Source organism: Paenibacillus sp. MT86 (assembly GCF_058792535.1).
This window is the reverse complement of sequence record NZ_CM179499.1, coordinates 2,179,230-2,191,853: the sequence shown is the minus strand read 5'-3', so window position 1 is coordinate 2,191,853 and position 12,624 is coordinate 2,179,230. Positions and strand designations below refer to the sequence as shown.

General features: G+C 52.2%; 11 protein-coding genes. 6 read left to right on the top strand and 5 right to left on the bottom strand.

The genetic code is table 11. From position 1 onward, the window contains the following. Window positions 1–138: 138 nt before the first annotated feature. The 6 genes from AC3RCL_RS09460 (at window position 139) to AC3RCL_RS09435 (ending at window position 6,569) form a co-directional block, all read left to right on the top strand. On the top strand, window positions 139–1,401 hold the full coding sequence (locus tag AC3RCL_RS09460; protein WP_015736414.1) for an ABC transporter substrate-binding protein: 1,263 nt from the start codon (window positions 139–141) through the stop codon (window positions 1,399–1,401). A 47-nt stretch (window positions 1,402–1,448) separates the two neighbouring features. Next, window positions 1,449–2,390 carry a carbohydrate ABC transporter permease gene (locus AC3RCL_RS09455; RefSeq protein ID WP_492535258.1) on the top strand — a complete coding sequence of 314 codons (942 nt, stop codon included), beginning with the start codon at window positions 1,449–1,451 and terminating at the stop codon, window positions 2,388–2,390. Between the two features lie 16 nt (window positions 2,391–2,406). Then, window positions 2,407–3,243 carry a carbohydrate ABC transporter permease gene (locus AC3RCL_RS09450; protein WP_492535257.1) on the top strand — a complete coding sequence of 279 codons (837 nt, stop codon included), beginning with the start codon at window positions 2,407–2,409 and terminating at the stop codon, window positions 3,241–3,243. Between the two features lie 42 nt (window positions 3,244–3,285). Then, window positions 3,286–4,308: a Gfo/Idh/MocA family protein gene (locus AC3RCL_RS09445; protein ID WP_277746425.1), complete on the top strand. Its 1,023-nt coding sequence runs from the start codon at window positions 3,286–3,288 to the stop codon at window positions 4,306–4,308. Between the two features lie 119 nt (window positions 4,309–4,427). Next, entirely contained in the window at window positions 4,428–5,411 is a 984-nt protein-coding gene (locus AC3RCL_RS09440) for a Gfo/Idh/MocA family protein (RefSeq protein WP_096776756.1), read from the top strand. A gap of 195 nt (window positions 5,412–5,606) precedes the next feature. Next, window positions 5,607–6,569 (top strand): Gfo/Idh/MocA family protein, encoded by a 963-nt coding sequence (locus AC3RCL_RS09435; protein ID WP_492535256.1) that lies wholly within the window; start codon window positions 5,607–5,609, stop codon window positions 6,567–6,569. A 169-nt stretch (window positions 6,570–6,738) separates the two neighbouring features. Here the strand turns inward: AC3RCL_RS09435 and AC3RCL_RS09430 are convergent, their stop codons facing one another. From AC3RCL_RS09430 to AC3RCL_RS09410, 5 genes are all read right to left on the bottom strand, one after another. Next, window positions 6,739–8,163: an NAD-dependent succinate-semialdehyde dehydrogenase gene (locus AC3RCL_RS09430; RefSeq protein WP_452516124.1), complete on the bottom strand. Its 1,425-nt coding sequence runs from the start codon at window positions 8,161–8,163 to the stop codon at window positions 6,739–6,741. Window positions 8,164–8,349: 186 nt separating this feature from the next. Next, window positions 8,350–9,321 (bottom strand): siderophore ABC transporter substrate-binding protein, encoded by a 972-nt coding sequence (locus tag AC3RCL_RS09425; RefSeq protein WP_096776758.1) that lies wholly within the window; start codon window positions 9,319–9,321, stop codon window positions 8,350–8,352. 205 nt (window positions 9,322–9,526) lie between these two features. Continuing rightward, window positions 9,527–10,285 carry an iron ABC transporter ATP-binding protein gene (locus tag AC3RCL_RS09420; RefSeq protein WP_009589818.1) on the bottom strand — a complete coding sequence of 253 codons (759 nt, stop codon included), beginning with the start codon at window positions 10,283–10,285 and terminating at the stop codon, window positions 9,527–9,529. Then, the gene (locus AC3RCL_RS09415) at window positions 10,282–11,229 is read right to left on the bottom strand and encodes an iron chelate uptake ABC transporter family permease subunit (RefSeq protein ID WP_009589942.1); all 948 of its coding nucleotides are present in this window, start codon (window positions 11,227–11,229) and stop codon (window positions 10,282–10,284) included. Before AC3RCL_RS09415 ends, AC3RCL_RS09420 begins: the two co-directional genes overlap by 4 nt. After that, window positions 11,219–12,172, bottom strand: a complete 954-nt coding sequence (locus AC3RCL_RS09410; RefSeq protein WP_015736422.1) for an ABC transporter permease — start codon at window positions 12,170–12,172, stop codon at window positions 11,219–11,221. Before AC3RCL_RS09410 ends, AC3RCL_RS09415 begins: the two co-directional genes overlap by 11 nt. Window positions 12,173–12,624 lie beyond the last annotated feature (452 nt).

Sequence of the window (12,624 nt, the reverse complement as noted above, 5' to 3'; positions counted from 1 at the left end):
TTTTCGACAATTGGAATAACTATCGCTTTTTATACTCAAACACAAAGGGGGCGCTTTGGGGGATCGATTCGCTTCGAACAAGCCACACGACCATCAACGCTTGATCAAAAACCATGTGAATTCAAGGAGGGTTATTTGATGAAAAAAAGAATGTCTGTCCTGATTTCGGTACTGTTCGTGTTCTCCGCCCTGCTGTCCGCCTGCGGGGGCGGCAATGCCTCCGGAGGAGATAATGGCAAGAAGGTCATCAACGTTGCCCTGTGGGACGAAAATGTGCGGGACACGCTGGACAAATCCATCAAAATTTTCAATGAGAAGCACCCCAATGTACAGGTGAAGGTGACCTACACCCCATGGGCGGATTATTGGACCAAGCTGAAAACCAGCCTCGCCGGCAACAGCGGTCCCGACGTCTACTGGATGAACGGACCCAACTTTCACTCGTATGCCTCCTCCGGTCTGATCAAAGACCTGTCCCCCCTGATCGAGCAAAGCGGGCTCGACACCTCGGTTTATACCGAAGCGCTCGTCGATATGTATACCTATCAAGGCAAGCTTCACGGACTTCCTTACTTCCAGGATTCCGTAGGACTATTCTACAACAAAGAATTGTTTGACAAGGCCGGGCTGCCCTATCCGGACGATACCTGGACCTGGGAAACGGTAGAAGAGAACGCAGCCAAGCTGACGGATAAATCGAACGGAATCTACGGCTACATTACGCCGATCGACAGTCAAATCGGTTATTACAACTATATTGCCCAGGCCGGCGGATTCGTGATATCCGACGATAAAAAAACGTCCGGTTACGATACGCCGGAAGCTCTTTCGGCATTCAAATGGCAGCAGAGCCTGATTGAAAAAGGCTACTCTCCGAATGCGCAGCAGCAGCTTGAAACCAAGTCGCGCCAGCTGTTCGGATCGGGCAAAGCCGCCATGTTCCCGGGAATCTCCGTCAACTCTCCGGAACTGCACAAGCTGCTTGGCGACAAGCTGGGCGTCGCGGTTCTGCCCGCCGGAAAGGAAAAGGCGTCCATCGTCCATGGGCTCAGCTGGGCCATCAACGGCAAAACCAAGGTCGAGCAGGAGTCCTGGGAATTGATTCAGATTCTATCCGGCAAGGAAGGACAGGAATTGCTGGCCGACTCGGGCTTCTCGATGCCTGCTTACAAAGGCACGGAGGGAGGATGGCTGAAATCCATTCCTTCGCTTGATCTGCAAGTGTTCGTCGACAGCCTGGAGTTTGCCGTCCCGTATCCCGTATCCCAAAAAACCGCAGAGTGGCAGGACGCGGAAGTGAAGGAAATCCAGGCCGCTTTCCTCGGCAAGAAAACGTTTGAAGAGGCGTTGAAAAATGCGGGTGAGCAGATGAATGCCATCCTTGCGACGGAAACCAATTAACGAACAGCCCCTTCCAATACGGAACCTAAGAAAGGACGGTGCAGCCTGTGAGCTCTCCCATCACTGTGACCACGAAACCTCCTGAAACGACGGCCAAGCGAAAGGTCGGGAAACTTGCCTTTCACGAAGCCATGTGGGGATACATCTTCATTCTGCCTGTCGTGCTGGGCCTCGGTCTGTTCTACATGGCACCTTCCGCCGCCTCCCTGTTTCTGTCGTTCACTTCCTGGGACGGATTGACTGCCCCCCAATTCATCGGGCTCGATAACTTCGCGAATTTGATGAAGGACGACAAATTCACCGGCTCCATGCTGAACACGACGCTGTATACCATCGGTACGGTACCGTTATCCGTTGCACTGGCAACGGTGCTGGCGGTGCTGCTGAATCAGAAGATCAAGGGTATGGTCTTCTACCGCACGTTCTATTTCATTCCCGTCATCACCATGCCGATCGCGGTCGGCATGGTGTGGAAATGGTTGTACAATTCCGAATTCGGATTAATCAACCATGTGCTGGGCGTCATAAACCTGCCGCAGCCCAACTGGCTGTTTGACGAGAAATTCGCCTTGTTCTCCATCGTGCTTGTCAGCGTGTGGAGCAGCATCGGTTATAACGCCGTCATTCTGCTCTCGGGTCTGCAGGGCATCTCCGGCAGCTACTATGAAGCGGCTTCGCTTGACGGAGCGGGGACGCTGTATAAGTTCTTCCGGATTACGCTGCCTCTGCTCACGCCCAGTTTGTTCTTTGTTTTGGTCATGTCCTTCATCAATTCGTTCCAGGTGTTCGACCTGATCTTCATCATGATGGATCAGCAGACCACGATGCTCGAGTCCACCCGGACGGTGGTATACAGCATCTGGGAAGACGGATTCAAATACTTCAACATGGGGTACGCTTCGGCGCAAGCCTTCATTCTCTTCGTGGTCATTCTGATCATCACCATGGTTCAGATGTACATTCAGAAGCGCTGGGTCCATTACCAATAACAGGAGGTGCGTAGACGTGACTTCTTCAACCCAAGCTGAAAAAGCAAGCCGCCTGGCGGTACACATCCTGTTAGCCGTCGGGGCGCTGCTCATGATCATGCCGTTTCTGTGGATGATCTCGACATCCTTCAAGTCCTTTGCCGACTCCATGTCCGTTCCGCCGAAATGGCTGCCTGTGGAATGGCATCCGGACAACTACCTTCGTGTCATCCAAACCATTGATTTCGGCACTTATTATTTGAACACCGTCATCGTGACGGTGGGTCGCACCGCGGGCCAGCTCATTCTGTGCTCGCTGGCAGCCTATGCATTCGCCAGCTTGAGGTTCCCGTTCAAGAATGCCATTTTTCTCGCCCTCCTGGCCGTATTGATGGTACCTTCCCAAGTCGTTATGATTCCGAGCTTTGTCATCATGCGCGAGTTCAACTGGCTCGATACGTTTTACGTGCTCATCGTACCCGGCATATTCAGCGCCTTCGGCACGTTCTTGTTAAGACAGTTCTTCATGACGCTGCCGAAGGATCTGGAGGAGGCTGCCAAAATCGACGGCTGCAGTTATTTCCGAATTTACTGGAATATCTACTTGCCGTTATCCAAGGCCGCACTCGTCTCGCTGGCGATTTTCACCATCTTAGCTTCATGGAACGATCTGCTGTGGCCGCTCATTATGACGAGCTCCGAGGAGATGCGCGTCCTTTCGATCGGGATATCCAGCTTCCAGGGGCAGCATTCCACCGATTATCCGCTGCTTATGGCCGGGGCCTTGATGGCCACCCTTCCCATCATCATCCTGTTCATCTTCCTTCAGCGGTATTTCATTGAAGGCATAGCCATGAATGGGATCAAAGGATAACGGCTGAATCAGCCCACCAAGTAAAAAAGGAGTGTACGATAAATGTTACACGTGTTAGTCGTTGGGGCAGGCGCCATGGGAAAAACCCATGCCGCCGCCTATGCTTCGATGCCGGGAGTGAAGCTTGCCGGCATCGCCGATATCCGGCTGGAGAAAGCGAGGCAGCTTGCGGACGAATATGAAGCAGGCGCCTATCGTTCGTTCGAAGCCGCGGTAGAGGATTTGGGTGCAGGGCAGATTGATGTCATCGACGTCTGCCTGCCAACACCGCTTCACAAGGACTACGTTGTCAAAGCGGCGGACATCGGCAAGCATGTCATATGCGAGAAACCGCTGGCAAGAACCGAAGAAGACGCGCGATTCATGATCAACTACTGCCGTGATAAGGGCGTACGCTTGTTTGTCGGTCATGTGCTGCGCTTCTTCCCGGAATACGTGAAGGCCAAGTCGCTGCTCGATCAAGGCAGCATCGGGAAGCCTGCCGTCATCCGGGCTGGCCGCGGCGGCGGTTATCCGATCGGCTGGAACCATTGGTACAGCGATTTTGGAGCGAGCGGCGGCATTACGCTGGATGCGATGATCCATGATTTTGATTACCTGCGCTGGTGCTTCGGAGAAGTTGAGCGCGTCTATGCCAAGGGGCTGAACGGCCGCCTCCAGGCTCAGCTGGATTATTCGCTGGTGACCCTTCGCTTCCGCAGCGGCGTCATCGCTCATGTTGAGGGCACCTGGGCCCATGACGGCTTCTCCATGAATTTGGAGATGGCGGGCACCAGTGGCATCATTGACTACGATAGTGCCAAGGACAGCCCGCTTCTCTTCAAATCGCGGAGCAGTGCCGCGACGATTCCCGGCGTCGCCGTTCCGGAAAGTCCGCTTGAACGAAGTCCCTATTACCGGGAACTGGAACACTTTATGTCGTGCATCCGCGACGGCAGCGAACCGCTGGTTTCCGCCGAAGACGCATATGAAGCGCTTCGCATCGCACTTGCCGCTCTAGCCTCCATGGCTGCAGGCGAGCCGGTGGTTGTCGGGGACGCTGCGCTTACCCTCGCCTCGACATGAAATAAACGCGATCGATGTATTATCTGAGAGAGCCCGCATCCTGCAGATTTTGTTGCTGGATAAGGAGGGCAAGCCTCTGCGGGATATACTTTCATATCACTAAACAAGGAGAGAAAGTCATGAAATTGGGAGTGATCAGCTTTGCGCATATGCATGCGTTCAGTTATGCCAAAGCCCTTCTCGGGATTGAAGGCGTGGAGCTTGCCGGCATCGCCGACCCTGTAGAGGAGCGCGGCCGGAAATACGCCGAGCATTTCGAAACCGCCTATTATCGGGATTATCGCGAGCTGCTGGACCAAGGCTTGGACGGCGTCATCGTGACGTCCGAGAACGCGCATCATAAGGAGCACGTGCTGGCCGCCGCTGCGGCCGGGGTTCATGTGCTCTGCGAAAAACCGCTCTCGACCAACATACAGGATGCACAGGACATGATTGATGCCTGCAAAGCAAACGGCGTGCTGCTGCAAACGGCGTTCCCGGTGCGTTACAATACGACGGTCGTGCGGGCCAAGCAGATGATCGATGAGGGAAAACTAGGCCGCATTCTGGCCATGAAGGGAACCAACCGCGGACGCAATCCCGGCGGTTGGTTCATCGATCCGGAGCTCTCCGGCGGAGGAGCCGTCATTGACCATACCGTACACGTCGCCGATATTATGCGCTGGATCACCGGTGCCGAGGTCAAGGAAGTGTACGCCGAGGTCGACCATCTCATCTCGGAAGCTCCGATTGATGACAGCGGCATCCTGACCATGGAATTCGACAATGGCGTATTTGCTACGCTGGATTGCAGCTGGTCCCGCAACAAGGAGTTCCCGACCTGGGGCGACGTCACCTTGGAAATCGTCGGTTCCGCCGGGACCCTCAGCGTCAATGCCACCAGTCAGAAGCTGCACGTATACACCGATGAATCCGGATACCGCCATCAGGCTTGGGGTGACAGCATGGATGCCAGCCTGATCAGGGATTTCGTGGATGCCATCTCCTCCGGCGCCGCGGAGGCATCCGTTACCGGCGAGGACGGGCTTCATGCGCTGGCCGTGGCCGTAGCCGCCTACCGATCGTCCGCGGACAAGCGGACGATCGCGATGTCGGAGCTGTGATTCGATAACCGGCACAGAAGTCGTTTTCTCGTCGTATACGAGAAGGCCTTCTGTGCCTTTTCTCATAGCGGATCCGTGAATCCGGGCCCAAATGAATGCTTGAATAATATGGATGGCGGGGCTATAATCACGTGTGAGTAATCGAGTTACCGGAACTTGGAGCCAACATTTATACGATCGGGAGTGAAGCAACCTATGATTAAAGCAGGCGTGATGGGAGCGGGCGGCATGGGCGCCGTCCATATTAAAAATCTTCACGGGAACGAACATGTCCAGCTGGCCGCGATATGCGATACGAATGAAGCGTTAGCCAAACAGCAGGCCGAGCTTTACGGTGCGGCCTATTATACGGACGGCAGCACGATGCTGGAGCAGGAGCCGCTCGATGTGCTGTATGTCTGCATCCCGCCCTTCTGCCATGGCGACATTGAAGAGCAGGCAGCTGCCAAGGGCATTCACCTGATGGTGGAGAAGCCGCTGGGACTGGACGTCGAGTCCGTTCGCCATAAAGCCAAAGTCATTGCTGAAAGCGGAATCATCGCCGCCTCCGGTTACTGCCTGCGGTACCTGGATACGGTGGCGATCGCCAAGGATTTTCTCAAGGACAAAAAAATCGGCATGGTCCGCGCCCACTACATCACAACGCCTGTGCCGACTCCATGGTGGCGCAAAAAGGCATTGTCCGGCGGGCAGCTGGTTGAGCAATCCACGCATACCATGGACTTGGTCCGTTACCTGTGCGGCGACATCACCCGCCTGTATGCCGATATGAAACTGCTGCTGGTCAATGACATCCCGGATCTGGACATTCCGGATGTGGGCGCCATCCAATTCGCCCTGGATTCCGGAGCCGTCGGCCATATGCAAACCGGGTTTATCCAGTTCGATCACCGCAGCGGCATCGAGATTATGGGCCGGGATTTCCGGGTCGTCCTGGACGGAACCACGCTCTCCATCGTAGACAAGGAGAAGGAAGTGGTGTACCGCAGCAAGACGGACTTTTACAAAAATCTTACCAATGCCTTTATTGACGCCATTCGGAACAATGACCCGAGCCTGGTGCTGGCATCCTACGAAGACGGCTTCAAGACGCTGGAAGTGACGCTGGCGGCCAATGAATCCGCCGAGACCGGCCAACCTGTAACGATTCAGCCATAATGCAATAAGGGCGTTCTCGCGGTCTGCAGACTTTGAGGACGCCCTTTTACTTTTCGTTTAACAACAAGTTTCGTTCTGTTCATGCAGCGCAGTAAGCTGCCGCTTCCCTGTCAGAGGCTTCTTTCCGCTTGCGCTATCACTGGGAGCGTGAAGATGCCGGGTTCCACTCTTATAATCCAAGCGAAATGTATTTTACCTCCAGGAACTCCTCCATTCCGTAATGTCCGCCTTCCCGGCCGAGCCCGCTCTCCTTAAAGCCGCCGAACGGCGCTTGCGCTGTCGAAGGCACCGGATCATTCACGCCTACAATCCCGTAATCCAACGATTCGGCAATGCGTACCGCTTCACCCAGATTTTGCGTAAATACATAGGCGGCCAAGCCATACGGACTGTTATTGGCACGCTGCACGGCTTCGTCTATCGTTTCGAAAGTGGTAATCGGCGCAAGGGGGCCGAAGGTCTCCTCGTTCATGCACTCCATGTCGTCCGTAGCGTTCATGATGACCGTGGGCTCCACATAATTGCGGCCGAGCTCGGGCAGGGCTTGACCGCCTGCCAAGACGATGCCGCCTTTCTCTTTCGCATCCTTGATCTGTCGTACGACTTTATCCACGGCTTCCCGATTAATCAAGGGACCGATATCGACCCCCTCCTCCATTCCGCTGCCCACCTTCAATTGCTTGACAAGCTCAGTAAACTTCGCAGCGAATTTCTCCGCGATCCCTGCCTGAACATAAACCCGGTTGGCACATACGCAGGTCTGTCCCCCGTTGCGGAACTTGGAAGAAATCAATCCCGCAGCCGCTTGATCCAGGTCCGCCTGATCGGTCACGATAAACGGGGCATGGCCGCCAAGCTCCAGCGATATTTTCTTGACGTTGGCCGACGCGCCGGCCATCAGCTGTTTCCCTACTTCGGTGGATCCCGTAAAAGACAGCTTTCTAACCCGGCTGTCCTCTTGCCACACGCCGGAAATGTCGCTTGAAGACCCGGTTACGATGTTAATGACCCCGGCCGGAATGCCGGCTTGATCCGCTAGCTCCACCAGCTTGATCGCCGTGAACGGCGTCTCGCCGGATGGTTTGATCACCACGGTGCATCCCGCCGCCAAGGCCGGCGCTACCTTACGTGTAATCATGGAGGCCGGGAAATTCCACGGCGTGATGGCGGCAACGACGCCAACAGGCTGCTTCGTTACAATGATGCGCTGGCGGCTGGATGATCCGGGGATGGTCTCGCCGTAGATTCGCTTGCCTTCTTCCGCGTACCATGCCACGAAACTGTTGGCATATTGAATCTCGCCCGCCGCTTCCTTCAGCGGTTTCCCCTGCTCCGTAGTCATAATCCTTGCCAATTCGTCCGTATGTTCCGCGATCAGCTCATGCCAGCGGCGCAGCAGCTCTCCCCGCTCGTTCGCCGTTCTGCGGGACCATGCCGGAAAAGCATCGGCGGCCGCATCGACGGCAAGCCGGGCTTCCTTCTTTCCGCCTTTGGATACGGTACCGATAACCGTGCCGTCCGCCGGGTTATATACATCCATCTGCTCCTCGGTCTGAATCCATTTTCCCGCGATATAGATTTGATTTTGAAACATAAGAATGACCTCCTAATCGATTCTTCTAAGCTGCGATTATTTGATATCATGATTGACTAACATCTATTTAACGTTAGGGTCTGTCAGCCTATTATCCGATATCCACTTACCCTAATGCAAAAAAATAAAACACCGGAGCTTCGTCAAGAAACTCCAGTGCTTCCATATTCATAGCTTAGCGTCCGTCTATTTAACGGCTGCGTCTACTTCCGTGATCATTTCGGATACGGATGTCAATCCGCCGCCGGACAGATACCAGAAGTCAGGGTTCAAATACACGATGTTGCCCTCTTTCGCGGCATTGGTTGTGTTGACAAGTTCGTTCTCGACAACCGCTTTGGCGCCTGATTCTCCTTCACCCGTGGCTACCGCTGCACCGCGGTCCACAACAAAGAGATAATCCGGGTTCATCTCAACGATGTATTCATTGGAAATATCTTTACCATGCGTACTCACTTCAATGTTAGGATCGACGGCACCGAAACCGAACACGTCATGCAGAATGCCGAAACGGGAGCCTGGGCCGTATGCGCTGATTTTGCCTTCGTTTGCCAGAATGATCAGGGCTTTCTTGCCGGTTGCAGTAGCTTTCTCATTCAAAGCCTTGATGTTTTCGTCGATCGTGGCAAGCTCTTTTTCAACTTCGGCTTCTTTACCGAAAATTTGACCCAGCGTATTCATGTTCTCTTTGAAGGATTCCATGTATTTGCTTGTGTCCACGCCAAGGAAGATCGTCGGGGCAATTTTGCTGAGTTCCTCGTATGCATCCTGCTGTCTGCCGGAAATAATGATCAGATCCGGATCGATGCTGTTGATTTTCTCAAAGTCAGGCTCTTTCAGGCTGCCCACATTCTCATATTTCTTGTCTTCGAATTTGGACAGGTATGCCGGGATATTCGCTTGCGGAACGCCCAAAACCTCAACGCCCAATTTATCCACGGAATCCAGAATGCCAAAATCGAATACGACGACGCGGGAAGGATTTTTCTTGACAGGCGTTTCGCCCAGCTTATGGGTAATCGTAATTTCTTCGGACGAAGGCGGCGTTTCTCCCGCAGCGTCGCCTCCACCCGCACCGCTAGTTTTATCGTCCTGCCCACAAGCCGCGAGCACAAGCGTGAACATTGCTACCATAAATAAAGCCAACCATTTTTTCATTCCTAACACCCCATTTTTTATATTTAAAATCTTTATGATTCAACATATATTTGAATTTATGGTTGAATATGTAATTCAATTTGGACAGAGGAAACCATGCCGTCCTTTGACCAAGGCGGCCTAGTCCTTGTGCAGGGAGTGAAGCTCGCACGCTTCATCAGCATCTCCCGGAGTCCATATCATATTTTCGAATCCCGCTTATCGATTAACCGTAGTATACGCACACCCGATTGTCGTTAATCTCTTCGATCTCGATGTCCATGTCGTAGATGCCCCGAAGAACATTGCTCTGAATGATGTTCTCGGTTTTCCCTTCGCTTTCAATCGCTCCGTCCTTCAATGCCACGATGTAATCCGAATAGAAGGAAGCGAAGTTGATGTCATGAATCACGATCACGATCGTTTTGTTCAGGTCGGCGACAAGCTTTCGGAGAATCTTCATAATCTGTACGGAGTGTTTCATGTCCAGATTGTTCAGAGGTTCATCCAGCAGGATATACTCCGTGTTCTGGGCGATGACCATCGCGATATAAGCACGCTGGGTCTGACCGCCGCTGAGCTGATGAAGATATTTATGCTGCATATCCTCAAGCTCCATATAGGAGATGGCTTCATCCACGAATTTCTCGTCTTCCGCGTTCAATCGGCCTTGGGAGTATGGAAAACGCCCGAAGGATACAAGCTCGCGCACCGTCAGGCGGAGGCTGATATGGTTCGATTGCTTCAGAATCGAAACCTTCTTCGCCAGGTCCCCGCTTTTCCATTGGCTGACCTCTTTGCCGTCCACCGTAATTTGACCGCTGTCCTTGCCCGTTAGTCTGCTTATCATGGACAGCAAAGTACTCTTACCGGCGCCGTTCGGGCCGATAAAGGACGTAATTTGACCTTTCGGGATCGTAACCGACACGTTATCAACGACCTTTTTGCCGCCATAGACTTTCGATACGTTCGTAACCTGGATCATGCTTTACTCTCCTTTAGTAGCAGGTATATGAAGTAAACGCCGCCGATGAAGTTGATGATGACGCTTAGCGTAGTAGAGAACGTAAACACCCGCTCTACCACCAGCTGACCGCCCACCAAGGCGATAATGCTAATCAGAATGGACGCCGTGATTAAGTGTGAATGCCGGTATGTTTTCATGAATTCATAAGCGACGTTGACCACAAGCAGTCCAAGGAACGTGATCGGTCCTACCAATGCGGTGGCCACCGAAATGAGAACCGCGACAACGATCAGAAGCCTCTTCACAACGTAATCATAGTTTACGCCAAGGTTGATCGCCTGATCACGACCCAGCGACAGCACGTTCAAGTACTTGGCAAACCGGGCAAAATACAGCAGGGTCAGCGCAACGACAATGACGGACAGGATGAGAAGCTCGGTCTTCACATTGTTGAAGCTGGCAAACATCTTGTCGGACACGTACTGGAACTCGTTCGGATCGATCAGCACTTCCATAAAGGAAGACATGCTGGAGAACAGGGTTCCAAATATCATGCCGATTAGCAGCAGGAAGTAAATATTGTTTCCTTCCCTCTGAAACAAAATCTTATATAGGATCCCGGCAAACAGGATCATCGCGCCGACATTGATCAAAAAGTTAACATTGCTGCCCAGTTTATACAGCGTGAAGGAGCCGAAGACAAAGATCACGGTCGTCTGGATCAGGATATACAAGGAATCCAATCCCATCACGCTTGGCGTCAGTATCCGGTTATTCGTGACCGTTTGAAACACCGTGGTAGACAGAGCGATCGCCCCGCCGGTCAGAATAATGGCAAGAACCTTCTTGATTCGTCTTGGAAGGGCGTAATCCCAATTGCCGCCAAGATCAATGAACAGAAAGACTGCCACCAGGATGATTGCCGCCGCGGCCAACAGGCCGAGTTTGGCTTTATAAGTCATAAGCCTTTCTCCTCATCAGTAAGAAAATGAATATACCGCTTCCGAGTACGCCCACGGTCAGACTAATCGGAATTTCATAGGGATAAATGATGATCCGGCCAAGGATGTCACAGAACAGTACGAACCCGGCCCCCAGCAGCGCGGTATGCGAAAGGCTTTTTTTCAAGTGGTCCCCTAAGTACAGACTGACAATATTAGGTATGATCAGACCAAGGAACGGAATCACGCCGACGGTCAGCACAACGGAAGCCGTAACCAGCGCAACGATGACCAATCCCAGGTTCACGACTCGCCGATAATGAAGTCCCAGGTTGGTTGCGAATTCCTCTCCCATTCCGGCTACCGTAAACTTGTTGGCAAACAGGTAAGCCAGAATCACAAGCGGGATACTGAGATACAGCATTTCATATTGGCCCTTCATGATCATGGAGAAATCGCCCTGCAGCCAAGCCGACATATTCTGTATAAGATCATATTTGTAGGCAAAGAAGGTCGCGACCGAGCTGACGATGTTACCGAACATAAGCCCTACCAGCGGGATGAAGATCGCGTCCTTGAACTTGATCCGATCCAGTATCTTCATGAAGATAAAGGTTCCTGCCAGTGCGAATACGAATGCCACGAGCATTTTGATAAGCGGGCCGCTTGTCGTAAAGACGAGCATGGCAACCAAGATCCCCAATCTGGCGGAGTCCATAGTGCCCGCGGTCGTCGGCGATACGAACTTGTTGCGGCTGAGCTGCTGCATGATCAATCCGCAGATACTCATGCTGACTCCAGCCAAGATGAGGCTGACAAGCCGTGGAATCCGGCTTACAAGCATAATATGCTGTTGTTGTTCTGTCATCGAGAACAGTTCCAGTGGCGAGATATCTTTAACTCCAATAAATAACGAGATTATGGAGAGTACCACAACGGCTGCGAATAAGTATCTAATCTTCATGGTTCTTCCTTCTATGCGTATGTCTGTCGAAACTCCGGCAGTCAGCAATTCCCCAACCATTCTCATTGAGATTGATTATCAATTGCGTTCTGATATGGATTATATCATTCTCATTCTCAGTCGACAAGTATAATTGAGAATCAAAATCATTTAATTTGTTCATCCAAGTATCATTTGTTCATGATTTGTTCATAATATGGAGTTTCGCAGAGATAAACTTTATATCACCGAGGCTGAGCCGCTTGGATTCGCGGTTCCCGAAATACATTCGTATGTAGAAGCTGATTTAATTCTCAGTAACCGGGTATAAAAAATATAAATTAACTTTCCCTCGAAGCGTTGACAATCCCTCTAAGTTATATTAATATGCTAACATAATTATTATTTCTAACTAAACGTAAGTTAATGTGGAATGATAATTCAACGACAGCAATTCAACTCAACATGCATAT